At 66.9% G+C, this 24885-nt stretch carries 26 protein-coding genes; 8 read left to right on the forward strand and 18 right to left on the reverse strand.

What is annotated here, in order from left to right; all coding sequences use genetic code 11:
• The first annotated feature begins 38 nt into the window (after positions 1-38).
• Complete coding sequence (locus JKF87_RS07215; protein WP_201098795.1) at positions 39-440, forward strand: YidB family protein; 402 nt, start codon at positions 39-41, stop codon at positions 438-440.
• On the opposite strand, the gene JKF87_RS07220 is transcribed toward JKF87_RS07215, so the two are convergent.
• The 8 genes from JKF87_RS07220 to JKF87_RS07255 all read right to left on the reverse strand — a co-directional run bounded on the left by JKF87_RS07220 (position 430) and on the right by JKF87_RS07255 (position 9158).
• The gene (locus JKF87_RS07220; protein ID WP_201098797.1) at positions 430-2115 is read right to left on the reverse strand and encodes an AmpG family muropeptide MFS transporter; all 1686 of its coding nucleotides are present in this window, start codon (positions 2113-2115) and stop codon (positions 430-432) included. The genes JKF87_RS07215 and JKF87_RS07220 overlap by 11 nt on opposite strands.
• Positions 2116-2154: 39 nt before the next feature.
• Positions 2155-3675: a response regulator gene (locus tag JKF87_RS07225; RefSeq protein ID WP_201098799.1), complete on the reverse strand. Its 1521-nt coding sequence runs from the start codon at positions 3673-3675 to the stop codon at positions 2155-2157.
• Positions 3676-3742: 67 nt separating this feature from the next.
• Entirely contained in the window at positions 3743-5362 is a 1620-nt protein-coding gene (locus tag JKF87_RS07230) for a YifB family Mg chelatase-like AAA ATPase (RefSeq protein WP_201098808.1), read from the reverse strand.
• 60 nt (positions 5363-5422) lie between these two features.
• A complete protein-coding gene (gene gshB, locus JKF87_RS07235; protein WP_201098810.1) occupies positions 5423-6379 on the reverse strand; it encodes a glutathione synthase in 957 nt (318 codons plus the stop codon).
• Positions 6380-6471: 92 nt separating this feature from the next.
• Positions 6472-6666, reverse strand: a complete 195-nt coding sequence (locus JKF87_RS07240) for a Trm112 family protein (RefSeq protein ID WP_201098812.1) — start codon at positions 6664-6666, stop codon at positions 6472-6474.
• Between the two features lie 62 nt (positions 6667-6728).
• On the reverse strand, positions 6729-7385 hold the full coding sequence (locus tag JKF87_RS07245; protein ID WP_201098820.1) for an LON peptidase substrate-binding domain-containing protein: 657 nt from the start codon (positions 7383-7385) through the stop codon (positions 6729-6731).
• Between the two features lie 14 nt (positions 7386-7399).
• Positions 7400-8305 carry a thioredoxin gene (gene trxA, locus JKF87_RS07250; protein WP_201098822.1) on the reverse strand — a complete coding sequence of 302 codons (906 nt, stop codon included), beginning with the start codon at positions 8303-8305 and terminating at the stop codon, positions 7400-7402.
• A gap of 28 nt (positions 8306-8333) precedes the next feature.
• Complete coding sequence (locus tag JKF87_RS07255; protein ID WP_201098824.1) at positions 8334-9158, reverse strand: LytTR family DNA-binding domain-containing protein; 825 nt, start codon at positions 9156-9158, stop codon at positions 8334-8336.
• Between the two features lie 122 nt (positions 9159-9280).
• Here JKF87_RS07255 and JKF87_RS07260 point away from each other — a divergent pair, with 122 nt between their 5' ends.
• On the forward strand, positions 9281-10684 hold the full coding sequence (locus JKF87_RS07260) for an alpha/beta hydrolase family protein (RefSeq protein WP_201098826.1): 1404 nt from the start codon (positions 9281-9283) through the stop codon (positions 10682-10684).
• Positions 10685-11104: 420 nt separating this feature from the next.
• Here the strand turns inward: JKF87_RS07260 and JKF87_RS07265 are convergent, their stop codons facing one another.
• On the reverse strand, positions 11105-11572 hold the full coding sequence (locus JKF87_RS07265) for a prolyl-tRNA synthetase associated domain-containing protein (RefSeq protein WP_236261200.1): 468 nt from the start codon (positions 11570-11572) through the stop codon (positions 11105-11107).
• Between the two features lie 163 nt (positions 11573-11735).
• On the opposite strand from JKF87_RS07265, the gene JKF87_RS07270 reads away from it, so the two are divergent.
• Entirely contained in the window at positions 11736-12476 is a 741-nt protein-coding gene (locus JKF87_RS07270; protein ID WP_201098923.1) for a DUF6065 family protein, read from the forward strand.
• Between the two features lie 61 nt (positions 12477-12537).
• On the opposite strand, the gene JKF87_RS07275 is transcribed toward JKF87_RS07270, so the two are convergent.
• The 4 genes from JKF87_RS07275 to JKF87_RS07290 all read right to left on the reverse strand — a co-directional run bounded on the left by JKF87_RS07275 (position 12538) and on the right by JKF87_RS07290 (position 14987).
• Positions 12538-13101 (reverse strand): CC0125/CC1285 family lipoprotein, encoded by a 564-nt coding sequence (locus tag JKF87_RS07275; RefSeq protein WP_201098830.1) that lies wholly within the window; start codon positions 13099-13101, stop codon positions 12538-12540.
• 98 nt (positions 13102-13199) lie between these two features.
• Positions 13200-13832: a LysE family translocator gene (locus JKF87_RS07280; RefSeq protein ID WP_201098832.1), complete on the reverse strand. Its 633-nt coding sequence runs from the start codon at positions 13830-13832 to the stop codon at positions 13200-13202.
• A 60-nt stretch (positions 13833-13892) separates the two neighbouring features.
• Positions 13893-14450, reverse strand: a complete 558-nt coding sequence (locus tag JKF87_RS07285; RefSeq protein ID WP_201098834.1) for a hypothetical protein — start codon at positions 14448-14450, stop codon at positions 13893-13895.
• A 78-nt stretch (positions 14451-14528) separates the two neighbouring features.
• Complete coding sequence (locus JKF87_RS07290) at positions 14529-14987, reverse strand: translation initiation factor IF-2 (RefSeq protein ID WP_201098836.1); 459 nt, start codon at positions 14985-14987, stop codon at positions 14529-14531.
• A 131-nt stretch (positions 14988-15118) separates the two neighbouring features.
• On the opposite strand from JKF87_RS07290, the gene JKF87_RS07295 reads away from it, so the two are divergent.
• Entirely contained in the window at positions 15119-16435 is a 1317-nt protein-coding gene (locus tag JKF87_RS07295) for a PQQ-dependent sugar dehydrogenase (RefSeq protein WP_236261177.1), read from the forward strand.
• A gap of 109 nt (positions 16436-16544) precedes the next feature.
• On the opposite strand, the gene JKF87_RS07300 is transcribed toward JKF87_RS07295, so the two are convergent.
• The 3 genes from JKF87_RS07300 to JKF87_RS07310 form a co-directional block, all read right to left on the reverse strand.
• A complete protein-coding gene (locus JKF87_RS07300; RefSeq protein WP_201098850.1) occupies positions 16545-17783 on the reverse strand; it encodes an argininosuccinate synthase in 1239 nt (412 codons plus the stop codon).
• A gap of 78 nt (positions 17784-17861) precedes the next feature.
• Complete coding sequence (locus JKF87_RS07305; RefSeq protein ID WP_201098852.1) at positions 17862-19016, reverse strand: hypothetical protein; 1155 nt, start codon at positions 19014-19016, stop codon at positions 17862-17864.
• A gap of 101 nt (positions 19017-19117) precedes the next feature.
• The gene (locus tag JKF87_RS07310) at positions 19118-21274 is read right to left on the reverse strand and encodes a TonB-dependent receptor domain-containing protein (protein WP_201098854.1); all 2157 of its coding nucleotides are present in this window, start codon (positions 21272-21274) and stop codon (positions 19118-19120) included.
• Positions 21275-21449: 175 nt separating this feature from the next.
• Between JKF87_RS07310 and JKF87_RS07315 the strand changes: the two genes are divergently transcribed.
• Both JKF87_RS07315 and JKF87_RS07320 read left to right on the forward strand, forming a co-directional pair.
• A complete protein-coding gene (locus JKF87_RS07315) occupies positions 21450-21653 on the forward strand; it encodes a twin transmembrane helix small protein (protein WP_201098856.1) in 204 nt (67 codons plus the stop codon).
• Positions 21654-21655: 2 nt separating this feature from the next.
• Positions 21656-22228 (forward strand): cob(I)yrinic acid a,c-diamide adenosyltransferase, encoded by a 573-nt coding sequence (locus tag JKF87_RS07320; RefSeq protein ID WP_201098864.1) that lies wholly within the window; start codon positions 21656-21658, stop codon positions 22226-22228.
• A 10-nt stretch (positions 22229-22238) separates the two neighbouring features.
• On the opposite strand, the gene JKF87_RS07325 is transcribed toward JKF87_RS07320, so the two are convergent.
• Positions 22239-22580, reverse strand: coding sequence for a hypothetical protein (locus JKF87_RS07325; RefSeq protein WP_201098865.1), 342 nt, complete (start codon positions 22578-22580; stop codon positions 22239-22241).
• Positions 22581-22697: 117 nt separating this feature from the next.
• Between JKF87_RS07325 and JKF87_RS07330 the strand changes: the two genes are divergently transcribed.
• Together JKF87_RS07330 and JKF87_RS07335 are read left to right on the forward strand one after the other, a co-directional pair.
• Positions 22698-23462, forward strand: coding sequence for an electron transfer flavoprotein subunit beta/FixA family protein (locus JKF87_RS07330; protein WP_201098866.1), 765 nt, complete (start codon positions 22698-22700; stop codon positions 23460-23462).
• Position 23463: 1 nt separating this feature from the next.
• Entirely contained in the window at positions 23464-24393 is a 930-nt protein-coding gene (locus tag JKF87_RS07335; protein ID WP_201098867.1) for an electron transfer flavoprotein subunit alpha/FixB family protein, read from the forward strand.
• A 309-nt stretch (positions 24394-24702) separates the two neighbouring features.
• Here JKF87_RS07335 and JKF87_RS18270 read toward each other — a convergent pair.
• Positions 24703-24885 (reverse strand): hypothetical protein (locus JKF87_RS18270; RefSeq protein WP_236261178.1); only part of this gene is annotated, 183 nt, incomplete at its 5' end.

Consider the following 24885-nt stretch of genomic DNA (forward strand, 5'->3'; position numbering starts at 1 on the left):
GGTGTTATGCTCGGACTGACCTCAACAGGAGACGGACTATGGGCTTTCTCGACAACGTATTGAACGGTCTGGGCGATGACGCCGCGGGCGGTCTGGGCGATCTGCTGAAAGGGCAGGGCGGCGTCGGCGGTCTGGTGGAGAAATTCAACCAGGCCGGGCTCGGCGACGTGGTCGGCTCCTGGGTCGGCAAGGGCGCCAACGCCGCAATTTCGGCCGAGCAGATCCAGGCCGTCATCGGCCATGGCCCTATCGCCGACATCGCCGCCAAGATGGGCATCTCGCCGCAACAGGCCAGCGAAACCCTGGCCGGACTGTTGCCCGAGGCCATCGACCGGCTGACGCCGGGCGGTCAGACCGCCGGGGCCGATGACCTGTTGAACAAACTGCCGGGCGGTCTTGGCGGCCTGGGCGGAATGATCGGCGGCTTCCTCAAGCGCTGATGGACTTGGCCGCCTTGCGGGTTTCCAGCGTCAGCCTGATCCATTCCAGCGCGCAGAACAGCACGGCGATCAGACCCAGCGCGGCGGCGAACTGGAACATGGGCGCAAACCCTGCCCGATCCACCAGTTCGCCGAGCGGCGCCCGCCCCAGGGTGCCGATCAACAGGGCCAAAGAGGTGAAGACGGCGAACTGAACCGCGCCGAACAACCGGTTCGACAGCGCCGACAGATAGGCGACGAAGGCCGCGCCCGCAAAGCCGCCCGCGATGTTCTCGCCCGCGATGGCGGCCATCAGCCGGGCCAGGGGCTCGCCGACGCCGAAGGTTCCGAACAGGGCATAGAGGCCGGTGGCCCGCATGAAGGGGTCGATCACCGGCGCGCCCATCGCCAGATCCATCATCAGCAGATTGGTCGCGGCGCTGATGACGGCGCCGATCAGCAGGCAGGGCATGCGGCCGATGACCAGCAGGGCCCATCCGCCCAGCGCGATGCCCAGCAGGGTCATGAAGACGCCGAAGGTCTTTGAGGCCAGTGCGACCTCGGTCATGGTGTGGCCCAGGGCGCCGCCCTCTGTCCCCATATAGAAGGGATAGGCGAAAGGCCCCCACACGCCGTCGGTGATCCGATAGCTGAGGATCAGGCCCAGCACGATCACCGCGCCCCAGCCCAGACGTCCCATCAACTCGACCAGGGGCGCCAGAATGGCGTCATAGAACCGCTCGCCCAGGCCGCCGTGGGCGGCGGAGGCGGGGGCGACGGTCTTGCGCCCGCGCCAGACCAGGCCGCCCGCCAGGATAGCAGGCAGCAGAACGGCGGCGGCGACGATCAGCGGCCCCCAGGTCTGGATGAAGGTTCCGGCGCTGGGCGCGGGCGTGGTCGTCAGGGCTGAAACCATGAAACGGATCAACATGAAGGCGGCCCAGCCCCAGGCCGCAAGCGTGATGATCAGGGCCGCGCGGCGCAGGCCGGGCGTCGCAACCCGCTCCCGCGCGATCGCCTGAGCGGCCTCGCGCTCGGGTTCGGGGGCGATGAACGCGCCGATCAGGCCAAGGCCCATAAGCCCCGCGCCGATCAGGAAGGTCGAAGGCCAGCCCAGCACATCGGCCAGAATCAAGGCGCCCGCGCCGCCGACAAGGGCCGCCGTGCGGAAGCCCAGTTGATAGACTGCGGACAGCAGGTCCACCGGCGCGCGGTCGTCCGCCGCCTCGATCCGCCAGGTGTCGATGACGATATCCTGCGTCGCCGAGACGAAGGCGCCGACGGCGGCAGCCAGGGCCAGGGCGCCGATGGCGTTGCTGGCGGGGTGGGACACGGCGATGACGACGAAGGTCAGAGCCAGAATGATCTGGCAGACGATCATCCAGGATCGTCTCTGCCCCAATCGCCCGACGCCCGGCAGACGCAGACCGACAGCCGGGGACCACAGAAACTTGAAGGCGCCGAACAGGCCGACCCACGACAGGACGCCGATGGTGGCCACCGACACGTTCACCGCCGTCAACCACGCGTTCAACGTGCCGAACAGCATGGCGAAGGGCAGGCCGGAAGAGAAGCCCAGCAGCAGCATGGCCAGGGTGCGCCGCTCGCGGAAAGCGGCTTTCAGAACGCCCAGTCCCTTGGGTTGAGGTCGAAGCGCCGCGACCTCAGAAGCGGGCGTTGATGTCTGGTCGTTCATGCACGGCTCCGACGGCGTCCAAAACGCGGACGCCTGTATTCATCCGACCTTGGCGTGTCCGTCGGCGTTCGTCCAGCGGGCCAGAGCGGCGCGGAGCGAGGCGGCGTCCAGCGGCTTGACCAGATGGTCGTTCATTCCGGCCTCCAGACAGGCCCGGCGGTCCTCGGCGAAGGCGTTGGCGGTCAGGGCCAGGATGGGCGTCGAATCACCCGCGGTCCGGATGGCGCGCGCGGCGGCGGGGCCGTCCATGCCCGGCATGCGCATGTCCATGAAGACCAGATCATAACGGGCGCGGCTGACGGCCTCGACCGCCTCGGCGCCCGTGGCTGCGGTTTCGACAACGCAGCCCTCGCGGCGCAGCAGGGTGCGGGCCAGAAGGGCGCCGACCGGATTGTCTTCGGCTAAAAGCACCCGCGTGCCGGCGAAGCGGGCCGGGGCGACGCGGTCGTCTTCGGGCGAAGGGGCGGGGGCTGCGGCTTCGCTGGCGACGTCGCCGACGGCGGCCAGGACCCGCTCGACCAATGAGGCGCGGCGCAGGGGCTTGATCAGATAGCCGTGGAAGCCAGCGGACCGATAACGGGCGATCAGGTCACGCTCGGACGGTTTCAGCAGGATGATGGCGCGGCCCGTCTCGGGATGGGGCGCCAGCCCAGCTTTTGGCGCGCTGGCGTGATCGATCAGGGCGACCGGCGCGTCAGCCGCGACCAAGCCGCCGGAGGCCGCGATCTGTTCGACGGCGGCCGACAGGATGAAGGGGTGAGGCGAGCGCACGGCCACGGTCTGGCCCTCAAGCGGACGGCCGCGAGGCGCAGCGACGACATCGAACGGGGCGATGAAGCGGAAACGGGCGCCGGGGCCGTCGGGCCGATCCTCGACCTGGACGGATCCGTCCATGGCAGCGGCCAGTTTGCGCACGACCGCCAGACCCAGGCCCGCGCCGTCATGGCGCACGGCGTCCGACGAATCGGCATGGCCGAACTCCTCGAAGATGCGGTCGCGGGCTTCAGGGGCGACGCCCGGCCCGGTGTCGTCGACGATGAAGGCCAGGCGCGGGCGGTTTGGATCGGTGTCTGCGCATTCGACCGATATCCGCACCCCGCCGTTTTCAGTGAACTTGACCGCATTGCCCGCCAGATTGAACAGGACCTGACGCAAACGCCCTTCGTCGGCCAGAATGTCCGGCGTGTCAGCGGCGACGGACCAGACGATCTCCAGCCCCTTGTCATGGGCGCGGGGGCTGAGCAATTCGGCGACGCCGCGCACCAGCCCCTCAAGATCGACCGGCGCCAGATCGAACTCCAGCGCGTGGGCCTCCAGCCGGGCATAGTCGAGCAGGTCGTTGACCAGACCCAGCAGATGCTCCGCCGATTGGCGTGCGGTTTCGGCATAGGCGCGCTGGGCGCCGTTCAGCGGGGTGTTCTGCAACAGATTGATCATGCCGATGACGCCGTTCAGGGGCGTGCGCATCTCGTGGCTCATCAGCCGCAGGAATTGCTGGGCGGGATCGACGGCGTCCGCTGCGCCGTCCTCGATCAGGTTCGCTGTTGTCCGTCGCGCCATGGCCGCTCTCCGTAGGGCGGTGAGGATAGGAGGGGCGGGTTAAGGATTGTCTGCGCCCATGGCTCCATCATGAGTGGAGAAAGGGCGTCTGTTTCCCTTCGTCTTCACGCACGCCGAACCCGGCGTCGCTGCGCGCGGCGACACGGCGGTCGAAATCAGCCTCGGCGCCCACGGTGTTGCGACGATAGATCAGGGCCTCGGCGATATGGCGGCGCAGCACGCCGGTCGCTCCGTCCAGATCCGCGATGGTGCGCGCCAGCCGCAGGGTGCGGGTCCAGCCGCGCGCCGTCAGCGCCCCCGCCTCGCCCGCGCGCATCAGCAGCATCCGTCCCGCCTCGTCCGGCGTGGCGAACCGGTCCAGGGTGTCGCCGGATGCGCGGGCGTTCAGGCCCTGCGCCGGATCGAGCCCTGCGGCCCGCACCCGCTCCTCCTGCATGGCGCGGGCGGCGGCGACACGGGCCCTGGCCTCGGCCGTGCCTTCGGCGGGCGGCGGCAGGGCCATGTCGGCGGCGGTGACCGGCGGCGTCTCCACGGTCAGGTCGATGCGGTCGAACATGGGGCCGGAAATGCGGTTTTGGTAATCGCGCTGACAACGCGGGGCCTTGCCGCAGGCGCCGCGCCCGGCCCCGCCCATGCCGCAGCGGCAGGGGTTCATGGCCGCCACCAACTGGAACCGCGCGGGATAGCGGACATGGGCGTTGGCGCGGGCCACCACGATCTCGCCCGTCTCCAGCGGCTGCCGCAGGGAATCCAGCGCCTGGGCCGAATATTCCGGCAACTCGTCCAGGAACAGCACGCCGTTGTGCGCCAACGAGGCCTCGCCCGGCTTGGCGCGCAGGCCCCCGCCGGTCAGGGCCGCCATCGAGGCGGAGTGGTGCGGACTGCGGAAGGGGCGGTCCCGCGTCAGGGCGCCGCGCTCGATCAGGCCCGCGATGGACCAGACCATCGAGGTCTCCAGCAGTTCCTGCGAGGTCAGGGGCGGCAAAAGGCCGGGCAGACGTTGCGCCATCATCGACTTGCCCGATCCCGGCGGGCCGATGAACAGCAGATTGTGACCGCCCGCCGCCGCGATCTCCAGCGCGCGCTTGGCGCTTTCCTGACCCTTGACCTCGCGCAGATCGGGCACGACGCCGCCGGACGCCAGGGGGCCGGGTTCCGGCGCCCGCAGCACCTGGGTTCCCTTGAAATGGTTGATCAGGCTGATCAGCGAGCGCGGGGCCAGAATGCGCGCGCCGCCCGCCCAGGCCGCCTCTGGCCCTGAAACCTCGGGGCAGATCAGACCCAGGCCCATGGCGTCGGCGGAGACGGCGGCGGGCAGGGCGCCGCCCACGCGCGCGATCTGTCCGTCCAGACCCAGTTCGCCGATGGCGGCCCAGCCGTCCAGGGCGTCGGGCGCGATCACCCCCATGGCCGCCATCAGGGCCAGGGCGATGGGCAGGTCGAAATGGCTGCCTTCCTTGGGCAGGTCGGCGGGCGCCAGATTGGCGATGATGCGTTTGGCGGGCAGGGCCAGGCCGATGCCCGCAAAGGCGCCGCGCACCCGCTCCTTGCTTTCGGCGACCGCCTTGTCGGGCAGGCCGACGATATTGAAGATCGTCGGCCCGTCGTTGCCGATCAGTTGGACCTCAACGTCCACGCGCCGGGCCTCGACCCCGTCAAAGGCGACCGTGACAACCCGCGCGACCATGCTGCTCCCCCGCTGTTGCTGGGGAACGAAACACGAACTGAAATCTAATTCAAGTGGCGGTCACGCAACCTGTGCGGCGCACTTCTTCTCAATGACGTCCCACATCAGCGCCGTGGCGTCGATGCCGGTGAAGGTCTTCAACTGCTGGGCGCCGGTGGGCGAGGTGACGTTGATCTCGGTCAGATAGTCGCCGATCACGTCGATGCCGACGAAGATCAGGCCGCGTTCCTTCAGCGTGGGGCCGATGGCCTTGCAGATCTCAAGATCGCGCGGCGTCAGTTCGACCGGCATGGCCGTGCCGCCGACGTGCAGGTTCGAACGCACGGCGCCCGCAGCCGGCACGCGGTTGATGGCGCCGACCGGTTCGCCGTCGATCAGCAGGATGCGCTTGTCGCCCTTGGTTACGGCGGGAATGAATTTCTGGATCACCAGGGGATCGCGGCTGCCTGCGGCGTGAATCTCGATCAGGGCGTCCAGATTGGGATCGTCGGCGCGCAGCTTGACCACGCCCGATCCGCCGTTGCCGTGCAGGGGCTTCAGCACCACCTCGCCATGCTTCTTGTGGAAGGCGGTCAGGGCGACGGGATCGGCGGAGATCAGGGTCGGGGGCTGCAGGCCGGGGAAAGCCGTGACCATCAGCTTCTCGGGCGCCGAACGGACCTGGGCGGGGTCGTTGACCACAAGGGTTTTGGGGTGGACCGTCTCCAGCAGATAGGTGGCGGTGACATAGGCCATGTCGAACGGCGGGTCCTGACGCATCAGGATGACGTCCACGTCCTCAGCCAGATCCAGCGTCTCCCAGTCGCCGAAATCGACGTGGTTGCCGGCCTCGCGCCGCACGGTGATCGCACGCGCGCGGCAGTAGAGACGGCCCTCCTCCAGCGCCAGGGTGCGGAAGTCATAGACCCATTGCTTGTGACCGCGCGCCTGAGCGGTCTCGGCCATCAGGAAGCTGGTGTCCGAGGAGATGTCGACGGCCTCGATCGGGTCCATCTGGATGGCGATCTTGAGAGTCATGGGCTGGGGCCTATCGCGCGTCGCGCTGCTTGGGGCCCGTCCGACGCGCTGCGCTCGGGCCTGTGGATGTCAGAAAGGGCTGGGCGCGTCGGTCAGTCGATCTGACGCGCTTCTTCCGCCAGCATGATCGGCACGCCTTCGCGGATCGGATAGGCCAGCTTGGCGCCCGCCGAGATCAGTTCATTGGCGTTGCGGTCATAGGTCAGCTTGCCGCGCGTGACCGGGCAGACCAGCACTTCGAGCAGGCGCGGATCGACCGAGACGGGGGTGTTGAAAGCATCACTCATTGTATGGGCCTATCGCGTCTTGCTCTGCTTGAGGCCGTTGTAGGGGGCCTTGTCGCATCGCGCTACTGCATGGAGGGAGAGGCGTCGTCACCGCCGTCTGCGGCGTCGATCCGCATCAGGGCGATCAGGGCCTCCGAGCGCGGCAGAAGGCTGACGGCCTCCAGCAACGCTTGTTTCTCGGCCGGTTCGAACGGCAGGGCCATGGACAGGCTGTTGACCAGGGCCTCCATCGGCGCGCTCTCGGCCGTCTCCCAGTCGATGTCCAGCGACCGGTGCGCCAGATAGTTGCGCAGGGCGTCCAGGAAGGCGTGGCGGTCGAAGTCAGGTTCCTCCGGAGGCGAGGCCAGATCGGCCTCATAGGCGTCGAAGGCGGCGCGGACCTGACGATAGGGGGCCTTGGACGGTAGTTCGGCGGCGATGCGGAACCGCGACACCCCGGTCAGGGTGATCAGATAGCGGCCGTCCGACGTTTCGGCGAAGCTGGTGATCCGCCCGGCGCATCCGACCGGCGACAGACCGGGCAGGGCGGGGGTTCCGCCGACCGGCTGGACCAGGCCGATGATCCGGTCCCCGGCCATGGCGTCGTCGATCATGTTCAGATAGCGCGGCTCGAAGATGTTCAGCGGCAGCTGGCCGCGCGGCAGCAGAATGACCCGGTCCAGCGGAAAGACCGGGATCACCTGCGGCAGGTCCAGCGCCCTGACATAGCTTTGGGGCATGGGCCGCCGTCCCGTTACGAAAAGAGGATCGAGGACAGACGGCGTCGCCCGTCCTTGGCCACGTCCGAGCTCAGGCCCGCCGCTTCGAAGATGACCAGCAGCTGCTTGCGCGCCGCCTGTTCGTTCCACTCGCGGTCGGTCTTGATGATGTGCAGCAGATTGTCGACCGCGCCCTTGAAGTCGCCCGCCGCGCTCTGGGCCTCGGCCAGGTCAAAGCGCGCCTGATGGTCGTTCGGGTCTGCGGCGACCTTGCTCTCCAGCTCGGCAGAGGCGCCGACGGGGGCTTTCGCGGCCAGGGCCAGTTGAGCGCGCACGCTCTGGACCGTCGGCTCCTTGGAGTCCTGCGGGGCCATGGCGATGGTCTGCAGCGCCTGTTCGCGGTCGCCGTCGGCCAGATAGACCCGCGCCATCCCGGCGATGGCCTTTTCGTTCTCAGGCTCGATCTGCAGCACATGGGCGAAGGCCTGGGCGGCGCCGCCCAGATCGTTCAGGCTAAGGGACTCTTCACCCAGGTCCAGCAGCTGCGCCGTCTCGGTCGAACCGCCCTGGCCGCCGGTCAGCTTGTCGATGAAGGCCTTGATCTGGCTGTCCGGTATGGCGCCCTGGAAACCGTCGACCGGCTGGCCGTTGACGAAGGCGTAGACCGTCGGGATCGACTGCACCCGCAGCTGGCCCGCATAGGCCGGGTTGGCGTCCACATCGATCTTGACCATCTTCACCGCCCCCTTGGCGGCGCGCACGGCCTTCTCCAGCGCCGGGCCCAGCGTGCGGCACGGGCCGCACCAGGTGGCCCAGAAGTCGACGATGACCGGCTGGTGCTTCGAGGCCTCGATGACGTCGGTCATGAAGGAGGCGTCGGTGCCTTCCTTGATCAGGTCGCCTGCGAGGTTCGGGTCTAGGGTCGGATCAACGAGGGTCATGGCGGGGTCCGTGCAGGGTCTGTCAGGTTCAACGGTCCAGATGGCGTCGGGATGCGTCGGCATCAAGCGTTGAATTGGCCGAAAGCGCCGGACGCGGGGTCCGCGACCGCCAGCCCGCGTCTTTCAGGGCCGGGGCGTGGGTCCGGCTGACAGGAGCCTTCAGGCCGCCCGTCAGGGTGATTTCGCCCGCGCCGCGCCGCCAGCGCACGCTCTCGACCGCCTCCGCCGCCACCCACCAGGACCGATGCACCCGCCAGCCGTGGGCGCCCGACAGTTCGTCCAGTGCGTCGGTAAAGCGCAGGGTGATCAGCTCCTCGCCCGCATCGGTGTGGACCTTCAGATAATGGTCGTGGGCCTCGACCGCGATCAGGCGCGCGGCGCGGCGTCGGGCCGACAGCCGCCGTCGGAAGGCCGCCTCGGCCTCGGGCAAAGGCGGGGCGATGAGGATGCGGGTCTGGATGCGCGGGGACGGGCGTCGCCAGACAAGCGCCCGAACCGTGATCACCGCCAGCAGTATGGGCCAGGCCTGCCACGACAGTTTCAGATAGGCGGGCCAGCTGTAAGCCTCGCCGATCAGCAGGTGTTGGGCTGTCAGCACCAGCAGGGCCGTCGGCGGCGCCGCCAGAACCGAAACCGCCAGCAGCCGCCGCCACAGGACGCCGATGCGTCGGCTCAGCCAGGCGTCGAGGGTGATGGCCAGCCCGCCTGCGCCCAGAATGCAGATCATCCAGTACAGATAGCGGATCGGAACGGGGGCGCGGTCCCAGCTCAGGGGCGCCAGGAACCCCATCAACAGGCCGATGGCGCACAATATGGCCAGGTCGATCAGCCCGCGCCGCATCGCCGTCGTCATGACCCCGCTGTCCATCCTGTCCCGTTCACGCAGTTCCGGCGCCGCTCGCGAAGAAGGCCTAGCGGCCGCCCGTGCGTCCGACAATGGAGATCGCCCTGCATCCCCTATCGATTGGAAATCCCGTGTCGCAACCCCGGCCATTCTCCCTGACCTTGAGCGGCCTGATCCTGGCCGCATCAATCGCGACCTCGCCCGCCCTGGCCCAGGTTCCGGGCGACGATGTCAATCTGCGCCCCAATCCCGCCGTCGCCTGTCATGTGGGCCTTTATCGTCTGGCGGACGGCGGCTGGGTGGATGTCGCGCCCCTGCCGGAGGCGGGTCTGCGCTGGCGGCGTCTGGACGGATCGAGCGGACGGATGACGCAGAGCGCCGACGGCCTGTGGATCAGCACCCTGGGCGGGACGCGCCGCGTCGAGGGGCCGCAGCCGCAACTGGGCGCCTGCGGCGAGGCTCGGATCGTCTTTGACGGTCAGGCCGGGCGACGCATCAGCCAGCAGGTTCAGGACGTCGTCTTCACAGGTCATGGCGGAACCCGGCTGGCGGGGCGGCTGATCCTGCCGCCGGGCGCGGGCTCCGCGCCGATCATGGTCGAGGTGCATGGATCGGAAGGCGCCAATGCGCTGGACTTCAATGTCTTCCAGCGGTTCGCCCCGGCCTCCGGCGTCGGCGTCTTTGTCTATGCCAAGCGCGGCTCGGGCGGGTCCGAGGGGCACTACACCCAGGATTTCGACATCCTGGCCGATGATGCCGCCGCCGCTGTGACAGAGGCCCGGCGCCTGGCCGGTCGGCGCGCGGGCCGAGTGGGTCTGCATGGCGGCAGTCAGGCCGGGTGGGTCGCCCCCCTGGCTGCCAGCCGCACGCCCGTCGATTTCGTCATCGTCGACTATGGACTGGCCTATTCGCCCCTGGCGCAGGAAAGCGACCTGGTGGCGCAGGGGCTGAAGGCCAGGGGCTGGGGGCCGGACGTCCTGGCCCAGGCGCGCGACATCACCGACGCCATGGGCGCCTTCGTCGCCTCCAACAGCGCGGTCGGCTATGAGGGGCTGGACGCCGTACGCGCCCGATATGGCGCCGCGCCGTGGTTCGCGGACGTGAAGGGCGGCTTCACTGGCATGTTGCTGAACGCCACCAACGACCAGATCCGCGCCATCCTGCCCCAGTATGACGTCGGCACCTCATGGACCTATGACCCCCTGCCGGTGCTGAGCGGGTTGAACACGCCCATGCTGTGGATTCTGGCGGGCGAGGACACCAAGGCCCCGCCCGAGGCCACCCGCCAGCGGCTGATCGACCTGTCGGCGCAGGGGCGTCCGATCACGGTGATGCAATACCCCGGCACGGACCACGGCCTGACCCGTTTCGAAACCGCCCCCGACGGCGCCCGCACCTCGCTGGGCAATCCGCCGGGCTATTTTCAAGCCGTTCTGGATTGGGCGCGCACTGGACGCCTGACCGGGGACTACGGCGACGGGCGGGTCCTGGCTTGTGCGGGGGAGCAGAGAGCGGGCTGTTCGAGGGGCCGCTAAGGGTGGGATAGCGGAGGTTTAGCGGCTCGTGCCGGACTTGTCATTTTCGGCGATCCAATCCCGGATGCTTAGCCTCTGACTTTCGCCAGACGTATGAGGAAGTATGCTGCAACCGACAATCTTGACCCTAAGACGGCCAGTTTCGTCAGGCTCAAGAATCTCTGTTGGACTCCCGCCTCTTGCTTCACACCATGCGCCTTGCGGCACACGTCGAAGTTCTGGGTAGATATCCAACAGGGGATGGTGTGGCGCACACGCAGTGAGAAGCGATGCCGAAAATCCCGTCGCTATCCATGCTCTCATGATTTCATATTGGCAGTCCGATCAGGTTGTCCGCAACGGGTCGAAAGCAGGTTTTTACGCCTGCACGCAAAGCCGAAATTCAGCTTGCATGAACACCGCTTCGTCACGGCTTCGAATTCAGCCCAGCGTCTCGAAATCCACCACGATCGGCGCTCGTCCCAACAGCTCCAGCACCCGCCGGAACGCCGTCTGATCCAGGGCGGTGGTGGCGGTGTTGGTCAGGGGGTGGAAGTTGACGATGTCGGCGTCCCACAGGCGCTGATCCAGCACGAAGGTCACACGGTGGTCCGTGTCGTTGATCAGGCCCAGGGCCGTGACCGAGCCGGGGCGCACGCCCAGGGTCTCCCACATCAGGGCCTCGTTGCCGAACGACAGCTTGGCCGCGCCGATCACGCCCGCCGCGCGCTTCAGGTCGATCACCGTGTCCTGACGCGCCGAGATCAGCCACAGGCGGCCCTTCTGGTCCTTAAGGAACAGGTTCTTGGTGTGGGCGCCGGGCAGGCCCGCCTTCAGCTCCAGCCCCTCCTCGACGCGGAATACGGCGGGGTGGTCGTGGGTGACGTGGGCCACGTCGTTTTCGGCCATCCAGGCAGTCAGGCGATCCCGGTCGTAGGCGGGGAGGTCGGCGGGGAGGTCGGCGGGGGCGAGGTCGGGGGCGGCGTCGGGGGCGGGCTGGTCAGTCATGGTTGAGCCGTCGCAAACAGGGCGGTAGGAGAGGGTCATGGTCGATACCGCGAACACCCGCCCGCTGGAACTGGAATGCTATCCGATGTCGTCGCGGCCCCCGGATCTGGTGCCCGGGCGCCAGTCGCGGAACTGGATGGACGCCTTCGCCAGCCGCCACCCCTATCGCTGTCTGCCGCTGAACATGGCCAATACGACGGGGTGGGAGATCCTGTGCCCGTTCGGCTTTACGGCGGAATGGAACGGCGGCCCACGCCAGGACGACATCACCATCACGCCGGACCGCCCGCAGGCGGACCTGGACCATTTCGTCACCTCGCATTTCTCGCGCGGGGTTCTGACCATGCATCCGCAGTATCTGTTCCGCACGCCGCCCGGCTGGGGGATGATCTGCTCGGGCTCGCCCAACCATATGAAGGACGGCATCCAGCCTCTGGTCGGCCTGATCGAGACGGACTGGCTGCCTTTCCCCTTCACGATGAACTGGCTGTTCACGCGTCCAGGCCGGGTGAAGTTCGAGAAGGGCGAGCCCTTCTGCTTCATCAATCTGGTCGAGCACAAGAAGGTCGAGCAGTTCCAGCCGGTGATCCGCACCCTGGAATCCAATCCGGTGATGAAGGGCCAGTTCGAGGCCTGGAACCGGGCGCGCACCGACTTCAACACCCGCTTGGCCTCGGGCGATCCCGATGCGGCCAAGGAGGCGTGGCAGCGCTTCTACTTCAAGGGGGAAATCCCGGAGGACCTGGGCGCCGCCCCGGCGACGCACGCCAACAAGCGGCGCCTGAAGACGCCGCGCGTCGGCTGAGTTCAAAAAGAAAAAGGGCGGCCCGGGACCGAAGTCTCAGGCCGCCCTTCGCATTTATGGGTCAGGCGCCGGGGCGGGTGACGCGGGTGCTCAGGTTCTGGACGACTTCGCGGGCGTCGAAGGCGTTCGGATCATTGGCGGGCTTGGGACCGCGACCCATGATGATTTCCGCATTGGCTTCGTAGCGGTCGACCTGGCGAACGTCGAAGTCATTGGCGCCCCAACGATCCCACGGGCTCCAGAATCCGCTGCGGTAGTAGCGCCACGACGGACCCCAGTAGGGGCCATAGAAGCTGTTGTAGCGCGAGTAGAACGGATCCGGCGTCGAGACGAAGCGGGTGTCGCGGTCGGTGGCGCGGTTGACGGTGGCGAACCAGTCGAAGCCGTTCTCGACCGTCAGTTCGGCCGAACGCAGCAGCAGGGACATCTCGACCTGATCGCGCGAGGTCACCGAGTTGCCGGAGAAGCTGACGCGGAAGCGGTTGTTCTCCAGACGCTGTTCGGCATAGCCGCCGCGCTGTCCGTTGAGGCCTGCGGGCTGATAGGGCGTGGCGGTGGCGCAGGCGGCCAGCGCGAGTCCAGCGGCCAAAGTCACCGCCAAGGTCTTCAGAGGTAGGGCACGCATGTAGATCACACTCCTTGTTGCCCAATTGGGCGCGCTGACGGCTGAACGACGCATGAACGGCCCGTTCCACGCCAATCTGGGATGAAGCTCCGCCGCGTCTAGAGGCGTAACACGATCAGGACGGCGGCGGTGAGCAGCAGGATGCCGACGAATAGCCCAAAACCGCGTTTGAAACGCGGCTCCTGCATGCGTCGTGACAGCGCGGCGCCCGACAGGGCGTAGGCGCTCATCGACATCATATCCATGCCGATGACGGCGACGGCGAACAGGATCAGCTGCGGCGCCACGGGGCGGTTCACATCCACGAAGGGCGGCAGGACGGCGGTGAAGAACAGGATGGCCTTGGGGTTGGCGATCTGGACGGCGAACCCGTCGAGGAAGGCGCCGCGATCCTTGCGCACCACGACCTGATCGGGTTGGGCGGCGGTCTTGAAGGCGCCCATCAGGGCCTTCAGCCCCAGCCAGGCGACATAGAGAGCGCCGAGGATGGCGATGATGCGGAAGACCTCGGGAAAGGCCTTGACCAAAGCGCCCAGGCCCAGGGCCGCCGCGCCGAACCAGACCAGGGTGGCCGTGTTCATGCCGACCACGCTGACCAAGGCCGAGGCGTGCCCCTTCTCGACCCCCGATGCGACTGCAAAAAGGTTTGCCGGTCCGGGGGTTATGGCCATCACCACCATGACGCCCAGGAAGGTGACATACAGGTGCGGATCAACGGGCAGGGCGGACATGGGGGCGGTGTCGGGCGCAGCGTCGCCTGCGTCAAGTTCGCCGAGGGCGAAAGCGCGCGATTACGGGTGCTGGACGGCGGGCTTGGCCTTGGCGGCGTCTTCGTCCGCCTGATCCGAGGGGCCGACGGCGTCCTGCGCCTGGTCCAGCGCGTACTGGGCGATCAGGCCGTAGGTCTCGATCTGTTCAGGGCTGGGGTTGGTCCAGGCGCTGTTGCGGGCGATGCCGGTCCCGGCGGCGGCGCCGCTCTGCATCGCTTCCTGCACATCAGGATCGTTCAGGGCTTCGGCGACCAGGGCGTTGACGTCGATGTCCTTCAGCGCCTCGGCGGCGATCTGGGAGGCCTGGCGCGTGGCCTCGGCGGTGAAGGCGGTCACGTCCGGCGCATACTCGGCCCACAAGGCGGCCATGCGCGCGGTTTTTTCGAGTTCGGGAAGACTGTTGTCCAGCGACAGGGCCTCGGCGCGCTGGCCGAAACGCTCCATCCGCTGCTCAAAGGCGCTGGAGGCGGCCTGAAGGCGGGCTTCGGCGGAACCGGGTGCGGGCGTCGCCTCCTGCGCCAGGGCCGACGAGAGGGGCAGCAGGGCCAGGGCGGCCGTCAGGCTGAGCATGCGGATCATGGGAGGAACCCCTTTGTTGACCCGCCGAACCTGTGCCCAACGCCGCCCTGTCTCAAGTGAAATCGCGGTAAGGCGGACTTACTGGGGCCGGGCCGGAGCGGCGGCGCGTGCGGCCAGAGCCTGTTGAACGCCGGCGCGGATCTGGTCCGGAATGCTGGCGATGGCTTGTTGGGTCTGGGCGGCGCCGGCGATCATTTCGTCCTTCTGGGCCGCGTGTTCGGGCTTGGCGGCTTCGGCCTTGATGAAGGCTTCGACCTCATTGGCGAAGGTGTTGATGTCGGCGGCGCGACGGTCGATCACGGCGTTGGTTTCGGCGGTGACCGCTGCGGCGCTCTTGCTCTCGTCCTTCAGAATGGCCTCCAGCTCGGCGTTCATCTGGTTGATGACCGCCTCGAAGGCCTGCCCCTTGGCTTCGATGGCGGCTTCCTCGGGGCTCACGACTTGAGCTGCCGGGGGGGCTGGGGGCGTGCTCTGGGCGAAGGCCGGAGCGGCGAAGGCGAGGGCGGCTGCGGCGGCCAGCGGGGTCAGAAGGCGCATTTGAAACTCCAATTTTCAGGCGCACAACCTCAAGGCCTATGACGGCGGTGGCAAGCCCGTATTGCGGCATTCGTTCGTTCCGGGGCGGGCGCCCTTGCCAGAGCGCCGCCTGGGGTCGCATGAATCCGGTCATGACGATGCGAAAACTGACCCCGCTTCTCGCCGCCGCTCTGGCCTTCGCCGGGGTCGTCGGCGCCGCCTCAAGTCCGCAGGCGCAGACCGCCGCGCGGCGTCAGTATGTGACCGAGGGCCAGTGCGCCGGAACGCCCGCCACGACGGTGCGGATGGCCCCGAACTATTGTCTGGGGCTGGTCTGGCAGGGGGCGGGCGCCGACGGACCGCTGATGCCGCGCGGCCTGATGCAGCTGGCCGACGGCGACTGGCTGGTGACCGATCTGGGCGCCTGGACTGCAGGTCGGGGCGCGGTCTGGCGGCTGAGCGTAGGCAGCGACGGCGCAGCCAGCTGGCGACGGCTGGCGCGCGGCCTGAGCATGCCCCACACCGTGGCACGCGGGCCGGACGGACGCATCTATGTGTCGGAGATGAACCGCATCCTGACCCTGGACCCCGACGCCGCTGATCCGGCCGCCAGCGTCCGCACGGTGATCGGCGGCCTGCCGGACAACCAGCTGCACGACAACCGCCACCCGCTGTCCAGCTTCGTCTTCAACGGCAACGGCGATCTGCTGGTCAATGTGGGCGCGCCGACGGATCGCTGCGTCGATCCATCCGGCAAGCCGCTGGTCGACGCCACCGGCGCCTGCATCGACAGCGCAGCGACGGCCCAGGTGCGCCGACACGCCTATCTGGGACGCGGGCGCTGGTCTGAGGACAGCACGGTCTTCGCGTCTGGTCTGCGCAACTCCATCGCCCTGGTGCGGCATCCGTCCGGCACGATCCTGCAGGGCGAGAACTCGGTCGATCTGACCACGCCGGATCATCCGTATGACGAGATCAATGTGCTACGTCAGGGCGGCGACTACGGCTGGCCCTATTGCGTGGATCTGGCGACGCCCCTGCCAGGATGGAGCGCGGCCCAGTCACGCTGCAGCCAGCGCGCCAGCCCCGTCGCCCTGCTGCCGCCGCACGCGGCGCCGCTGGACCTGATCTATTATGAGGGGACCATGTTCCCGGAGCTGCGCGGGCGTCTGCTGATGACCTGGCACGGCTATCGCCGGGCGGGCGGACGCATCGTGGCGGCGGAGACGGACGGGCAGGGCGTGCCGCTGGTGGATCGCGGCGGGCGCTACGCCATCTATCCGCGCGGGTCGCTGGCCTATCCGGCGGGGGCGCCCAGTATTCGGGGCAGGGTGCTGACGCCGGGCTGGAACAGGATTGCGGACCGTCAGCCGCAGGGCGCGCCGGTGGTCATGGCCGTGGCGCGGGACGGGTCGATCTGGGTGACCGACGACAAGAACCGGGCGATCCTGAGGATCGCCCGGCCTTAGATGGCCTAGGCTCGGTCGACATTCAGTCCGAAGCTGTCATTCCGAGGCTGAGCGAAGCGAAGAACCCGGAATGACGGCTTAACGTCGGCCAACCGAATGTCGATTGGACTTACCCCTTGCGGGCGTCGCGCTTGGCGAGGACGCGCAGGCGCAGGGCGTTCAGCTTGATGAAGCCCTCGGCGTCGTGGTGGTCATAGGCCTGGACGCCTTCTTCGAAGGTGACCAGATCCTGATCGTACAGGCTGTAGGGGCTTTCGCGGCCGATGACGGTGGTGTTGCCCTTGTAGAGCTTGACCTTGACCGTGCCGGAGACCTTTTCCTGGCTCTTGTCGACGGCGGCCTGCAGCATCTCGCGCTCGGGCGAGAACCAGAAGCCGTTATAGACGAGGTGGGCGTATTTGACCGCCAGTTCGTCCTTCAGGTGCATGGCGCCGCGATCCAGGGTGATCGACTCGATGCCGCGGTGCGCCGCCAGCAGGATCGTGCCGCCGGGGGTCTCATAGACGCCGCGCGACTTCATGCCGACGAAGCGGTTCTCGACCAGGTCCAGACGGCCGATGCCGTTGTCGTGGCCGTACTGGTTCAGCGCGGTCAGCAGGGTGGCGGGCGACATCGCTTCGCCGTTGATCGACACGGCGTCGCCCTTTTCGAAGCCGATCTCGATGACGGTCGGCGTATCCGGCGCGTCTTCCGGCGAGATGGTGCGCTGGTGCACGAACTCGGGCGCCTCGACCGCCGGGTCTTCCAGCACCTTGCCCTCGGACGAGGAGTGCAGAAGGTTGGCGTCGACCGAGAAGGGAGCCTCGCCGCGCTTGTCCTTGGCGATCGGGATCTGGTTCTTCTCTGCGAAGTCCAGCAGGGCCTCGCGGCTGCGGAACTCCCACTCGCGCCAGGGGGCGATGACGTGGATGTCGGGGTTCAGGGCGTAGTAGCCCAGCTCGAACCGCACCTGGTCGTTGCCCTTGCCGGTGGCGCCGTGACAGACGGCGTCGGCGCCGACCTGTTTGGCGATCTCGATCTGGCGCTTGGCGATCAGCGGGCGGGCGATGGAGGTGCCCAGCAGATACTGGCCTTCATACAGGGCGTTGGCGCGGAACATCGGGAAGACGAAGTCGCGCACGAACTCTTCGCGCAGGTCGTCGATGAAGATGTTCTCGGGCTTGATGCCCAGCTTCAGGGCCTTCTCGCGCGCCGGGCCAAGCTCCTCGCCCTGGCCCAGGTCCGCCGTGAAGGTCACGACCTCGGCGTTATATTCGGTCTGAAGCCACTTCAGGATGATCGAGGTGTCGAGACCGCCCGAATAGGCGAGAACGACCTTTTTGACGGGCTTGTCGGCAGGGGCGGACATGGCAACTCTTTTGCAAGCGTTCGGGAAGTTGACGCGCGCATAAGACCGGGGGGGCGGGGATGCAACCTTTTCCGCCCGTCAGGCGGCCAGAACGCCTGACGCCTCGGGGATTTCGCCCCGACCCAGAAGGCCGGTCTCGAAGTCCATGAAGATGTCCATCAGCTCCTCGACATTGACCGGGGGGCTGTTGGGGCCGAAGCGGAAGCGCCAGTAGCTGACGATATGCTGGACCGCGCCCAGCTGGTCGCCCAGCTTGGCGAACATGGCCGGGGCGTCCAGCAGGAAGTCGCGGAAGGCGACCGGATGGCCTTCCTGCGTCAGCTTGGCGTAGGCGTCGTCATAGACGCGCAGGGTGCGGCTGACCTCGTCGCAGGTCTTGATGATGCGCATGCGCAGGACTTCGCGGCTGCGGTCCAGATATTCGCGGGCGGCCCGGTCCATCCTGCCCGCCGGATGGGTGGTGCGCACGGATTCGGCGACGACGCCGACTTCGCTGAGCAGGGTGGACAGGGTCCATTTGTAATAGAGGAAGCCCTTCCAGCAGAAGACGCCCTCCTGATACTGCTCCGGCGCCAGGCGCAGGGTCTGTCGCAGGGCGTCCAACTGGTCGCCGGGGCTGTTGGACAGGATCTTGGCGGCCATGCGGGTGGCGGATTCGTGCGCCAGGGCCATGGTGTCCGGCCCCAGGCTCAGGGTCACCAGCGGCTCGATCTCGCACCGCACGAAGGCGGTCATGCGCTGAAGATCGCCTTCGCTGATCGAGAAATAGCAGGCCGCCGGGTCCTGGCCGCCGCGCCGCAGCTGTTCACGCAGCAGGAAGGGGTCCAGCGAGGGCAGCTTGTCGATCAGGCGCAGGGTGGTGATGTCGGGATGGTCCGGCGCCACGCCGAACGCCTCGGTCATCGCCCGTTCGAAGCCGATCTGGTTGACGAAGACATAGCGGCCGCCGGTCTTCAGATCGGCTTCGTCGATGGGGATGATGATCTTGGTCGCCACCTGACGCCGCCCGGTGAACAGGTCGAACTCATTGCGGCGCAGACGGTGCTTGATGATCAGGGCCCGGTTGAGGGCTGTGGTGTGGAAGATGGGACGTTCGGCCCATTCCGGGTTCTTGGCCACGCCGTCGCTGCCGCCGTCGCCGTTCTCCTCCCAGACGCGCAACAGATTCAGCACGCGGGCGGTGGAGGCGGAGCCCTTGAGGTGTTCGAGGCTGCGGACGGCGCGATCAGTCATGACGCCAGGATGACGCCTAATGGTGACCAAGGGCTTAGCTGAGGCGCAAAAAAGAACAGAGGTCGCCGAAGCGACCCCTGTCGATAGGCTGGGAGAGGAAATCAGAAGGCGGCGGTGACCGAAATCCAGAGGCGGCGCGGCTCCTGGTTGTTGGCGAACTCGGGCGCATAGGTCGGCGTCGGTCCGTAGGGCAGCAGGCTGACGAAATCCTTGTCGAACAGGTTATAGACCACGGCGTTCAGGGTCAGGTTCTTGTCGATCTGATAGGCGCCGCCCAGGTGGAACAGGCTGTAGGCCTTGTAGTCGCCCAACGCCGTCTGGGCCGCGCCCTCGCCGCGATAGCGTGACGAGCGGTATTCGCCGCGCAGCCAAAGGTTCAGGCGGTCATTGGCGACCCAGCGCAGATTGCCGTTCAGCATATGCTCGGGCGTGTCGGTCAGGGGCTGGCCGGCGGCTGCGCCCGACTTCTGTTCGCTGTCGGTGAAGGTGTAGTTGCCCTGAAGCGTCCAGGCGTCGTTGAAGCGATAGCGGGCGTAGGCCTCGACCCCTTGCGTCACCGCCTCGTCGATGTTCACGCTCTGGCCATAGCTGGCGACCGTGGAGATGTAGGGGGTGTAGAAGCCCACATCATAGCAGCCTGATGTGTTGTAGCCGCCTGCATTATATTGAGCCTGGGTCAGGCCGAACACGCAGTTGGCGATGGGCACGCCCGAGGCGATCTTGTCTTCGAACTTGTTGTGGAAGACGGTCACGCCGGCGCGCAGATGTCGGCGGTCGTCATAGAGAACAGCGAACTCGGTCGAGGTCGAGGTTTCCGGCTTCAGACCGGGGCTGCCCAGCAGGGGCAGGCGGCCCTGGGCGCCGAAGCCGTTGATGCCCGAGGCCAACTGCTCAAGGCGCGGGGTCTTGAAGCCCTGGCTGACGCCGCCTTTCACCGTCCAGGTCTCGTTGGGGTTCCACACCAGATAGGCGCGCGGGCTGAAGTGCGAACCGAAGGTCGAGTGATCATCGTGGCGCGCGCCCAGCGTCAGGGCCAGGCTGTCGGTGAAGCGCCATTCGTCTTCGGCGAAGACCGCCCACTGGGTGTGGTTGAACGTGCCCGACACCACGCCATCGGTCATTTCGGCTTCCCAATGCTGGCCGCCGACGGTGAAGGTGTGGTTGCGCCATTGCGAGAACAGCTTGGTGTCGAAGATGCGGTTCTCGCTCTCCAGCGTCCGCGAACCGCCTGCGCCCGCCACGCCGTTGGGGATGATGCGCCCGTCGGTGGTCGTCTTGTTCAGCGAATAGTTGGACTCCAGCACGCCGAACGGCAGGCGCCAGTTGTGGGCCACCGAGATCTGGTCGCGGTTGAACTCCAGGAACCGGTCATAGCCGCCTGCGGTGGTGGCGGTGCCCATCTGGCCCTTTGAGTTGTCGTACCACTGGCGCGTCACGTCGCCGTCGATCCACAGGTCATGGTCGGGGTGCAGGTTGAAGGCGACGCGCCCGCCCGCCGACCAGATCTGGTTGGCGGTGGCGCTGCGGCCAAAGCCCGACACCGGCGTCTGGACGCCGTTGATGGTCTCATAGGTCAGTTTCGACTGTTCACGCTCCGAACGTGACGCCCGGATGGACACGCCGATGCGGTCCGCGACCAGAGGACCGGCCAGATAGACGTCGCCGCCGCGGATGGCGCCGAACTCGTCATCGCCCTGGATCGTGTAATGCGCGGTCGCCGAGCCGTGCCAGCTGTCGCCGATCTTGCGGGTGATGATGTTGACTACCCCGCCCATGGCGTCCGAGCCATACAGGGTCGACACCGGGCCGCGCACGACCTCGACGCGCTCGATGGCCGAGACCGGCGGCATGAAGCTGGACGAGGTTTCGCCGAAACCGTTCGGGGTCACGCTGCCCGCCGTGTTCTGGCGACGGCCGTCGACCAGGATCAGGGTGTAGTCGGAGCCCATGCCGCGGATGTTGATGGTTTGGCCGCCGGTCTTGCCGACAGCGGCGCCGGTGTCGACGCCTTCGACGTTGTTCAGGATTTCGGCCAACGAGACGGCGCGGATCTCTTCGATCTCGGCGCGGGGGATGACGCTGATGGAGGCGGGGGCCTGGGTGATGCGCTGCTCAAAGCCCGAGGCGGTGACGACGACTTCCTCCAGGTTCGCCGGTTGTGTCGTCGCGGACGACGTCTGGGCGAGGGCGGCGCCGGAGGTCAGGCCGAAGGCGCACGAAACGCCGGCCAGCAGGCGAGCGCGGGTGGAGAAGGTCATCTTGAGAAAGGTCCCGGTTGTTGCGAGCGCCTCTCAACATCATTCGCAAATCCGCACCAAGGGGGGTGTGCGAAAGGGTCGCAAGTGTCGCACCCTTGAGGGCGCGGTTTTTCAGCGGCGGCTGATCCGGTCCCTTGCGCTGGCGCGGCGCCGCTTGCGGGCCTAGAACGGGGCCATGCAGATTTTCGACATCCTGATCCTGGTCGCTATCGCCGCCGTCGCCGTCACCCTGGGCTTCGGTCTCTATTCGCTGTTCCGGGGCGGGGAGTATGCACGCTCCAACTCCAACAAGCTGATGCGGCTGCGGGTCGGCCTGCAGGCGGTGGCGATCCTGCTGCTGGTGGTCGGGATGTTGTGGAAGGCGACGCGCGGAGGCTGATCATGGTCGTGCTGAACAAGATCTACACCCGGACCGGCGATGGCGGACAGACGCGGTTGGCGTCGGGCGCGCCGGTGTCAAAGACGGACCGCCGGGTCGAAGCCTATGGCGCGGTGGACGAGTTGAACGCCGTCATCGGCGTGGCCCGCCTGAACAGCGGCCAGAACGACCGGATCGACGCCATGCTGGGTCGGATCCAGAACGAGCTGTTTGATCTGGGCGCCGATCTGGCCACCCCCCTCGATCCGCCCCCGGCCTGGGAGGCCCTGCGCATCATCGACAGCCAGGTCGAACGGCTGGAGCAGGAAATCGACTGGATGAACGAGAGCCTGAAGCCGCTGGACAGCTTCATCCTTCCGGGCGGCTCGCCCCTGTCGTCGCATCTGCATGTGGCGCGCACGGTCTGTCGTCGCGCCGAGCGCGAGGCGGTGCGTCTGGTGGAATCGGGCGAGGCGGTGAACGCGGCGGCGGTGAAATACCTCAACCGCCTGTCCGACCATCTGTTCGTCGCCGGCCGCCGCGCCAACGCCAATGGCGCCAACGACATCAAGTGGAAGCCGGGCGCGACCCGCTAAACCTTCTGGATCAGTTGCCCTTGCGGGCGGCCAGCGCCGCCTTCTGGCGAGCGATCTCGGCGTCGCGCGCCTGATTCTGCAGGGCGATCTCGTTTTCGATCTTCACCAGTTCGCGATTCTTCTCGGCCGAGGCTTCGGCGCGCGACACGCCGATCGGACGGCCGGTGATTTCCGCGATCGAGATGGGCTGGGCGCAGATGCGGTTTTCCATGTCGTACCATTTGCCCGCCGCCTCGCAGCGTTTGCCCGGCGCGACCCAATAGTTCTGGATGGCGAAGACGCCGATCACCGCCAGGCCGAAGACCCCCGCGAACAGCATGGCCAGGCGGGGAAAGGTCAGGAAACGCTTCATCGATTGATCCGTTGGGTGTGGCGCGCAGCCAAAGCTTGACCCCGCGTTACGTTGACAGGCCTTCGCGACCGCTCCATGTCCCTGCCTCTACATTCAGGCGATTTCACGGATAGACCCATGAAGGTACTCGTCCCCGTCAAACGGGTGATCGACTATAACGTCAAGGCCCGCGTCAAGGCGGACCAGTCAGGCGTCGATCTGGCCAACGTAAAGATGAGCATGAATCCCTTCGACGAGATCGCCGTCGAAGAGGCTGTGCGTCTTAAGGAAGGCAAGGAACATCACGCAGCCGGAACCGCGACCGAGATCGTGGTCGTCTCCATCGGCGTGACCCAGGCACAGGAAACCATCCGCACGGCCCTGGCCATGGGCGCGGACCGCGGCGTGCTGATCCAGTCGGACGCCGATCTGGAGCCGCTGGCGGTCGCCAAGCTGCTGAAGGCGGTGGTCGAGGAAGAGAAGCCCGACCTGGTCCTGATGGGCAAACAGTCCATCGACGGCGACAACAATGCCGTGGGCCAGATGCTGGCCGCCCTGCTGGACTGGCCCCAGGCCACCTTCGCCGGCAAGCTGGTCATCGACGGCGGCAAGGCCACGGTGACGCGTGAAGTCGACGGCGGTCTGCAGACGGTTGCGGCTGAACTGCCCGCGGTCGTGACGGTGGATCTGCGTCTGAACACGCCGCGCTACGCCAGCCTGCCCAACATCATGAAGGCCAAGAAGAAGGAGATCGCCGTCAAGGCGGTCGCCGACTACGGCGTGGATGTTGCCGATCGTCTGAAGGTCGTGAAGGTTACCGAACCGCCCAAGCGTTCCGCCGGGGTCAAGGTCGCCGACGCCGCCGAACTGGTTTCCAAGCTCAAGTCCGCGGGAGCGCTGTAATATGGCTGTCCTCGTCATCGCCGATCACGACGGCTCCGCCGTTCGCGACACCACTAACAAGACCGTGACCGCCGCTCTGGGCCTGTCGTCCGACGTGGACGTTCTGGTCGTGGGGCAGGGCGCACAGGCCGCCGCCGACAGCGCCGCCAAGATCGCAGGCGTCCGCAAGGTGCTGCTGGCGGAAAGCGCCGGTCTGGGCCACGGCCTGGCCGAAGCGGTTGAAGCGACCGTCGTGCCCCTGGCCGCCAACTATGACGCGATCCTGACCCCGGCCTCGACCGACGGCAAGAATTTCGCACCGCGCATCGCCGCCAAGCTGGACGTCGCCCCGATTTCCGACATCGTCGAGGTCGTCTCGGCCGACACCTTTGTGCGCCCCATCTATGCGGGCAATGCGCTGGAGACGGTCCAGTCCTCTGACGCCAAGAAGGTCATCACCGTGCGCCCGACGGCGTTCGCCGCTGCGGCTGAGGGCGGTTCCGCCACTATAGAGAGCGTCGCCGGCGCCGATGCGCCCAAGACGGCCTTCGTGTCGGAAGAAATGGTCAAGTCGGATCGTCCTGAACTGGGCGCCGCCAAGATCATCGTTTCGGGCGGCCGCGCCCTCGGCTCGGCGGATGAGTTCCATTCCGTGATGGAGCCTCTGGCCGACAAGCTGGGCGCCGCCATCGGCGCCTCGCGCGCTGCGGTCGATGCGGGCTATGCGCCCAATGACTACCAGGTCGGACAGACCGGCAAGGTCGTTGCGCCTGCCCTTTATATCGCCATCGGCATTTCGGGCGCGATCCAGCACCTGGCGGGCATGAAGGACTCCAAGACCATCGTGGCCATCAACAAGGACCCCGATGCGCCGATCTTCCAGGTCGCCGACTACGGCCTGGTCGCAGACTATAAGACGGCTGTGCCGGAGCTTTTGGCCGCTCTGGGCTAGGGGTTGAAACCGGACCGAACAACGAGTTTTGAAAAAGCTTCAGTGTTCGGTTGACTCGGGTCGGGCGGGGGCCTAAACCCCGCCCCTCTTCGCCGCTCCTCGCGGCGGCGAGCTGATCGATTTTCTCTTGAAAAAGAAAAGGTTGACAGGGATTTGGACGGTCTCTAAACCGCCCCTCTCCAACGGGCCCCTCGGGGCTTCTGAGGCAAGACCTTCCGGGGTTTTGAACGAAAGAAAAAAACTTCAACGAAGTGTTTGACTTTCAAAACTGAGGCGACTAAACACCCGCCTCCGCCGACGACACCGGCGCTAAACAAGTCGGGCCGCTGGAGCGGTTTGGGTCTTTGACATTGTTGATTTGGAAAGAGAAACGCAGGCGGCGGTGTTCTTGCGATGACCCTTCGAGGTCATCATACGACACTGACTATCTGCGGTCTTTTTGAAAAGATACCATGCGTCGGTCTTCGGATCGATGACGTGGGAACTCGTCAA

This window comes from Brevundimonas nasdae, from assembly GCF_016654005.1.
In the GTDB taxonomy this organism is placed as follows: domain Bacteria; phylum Pseudomonadota; class Alphaproteobacteria; order Caulobacterales; family Caulobacteraceae; genus Brevundimonas; species Brevundimonas nasdae.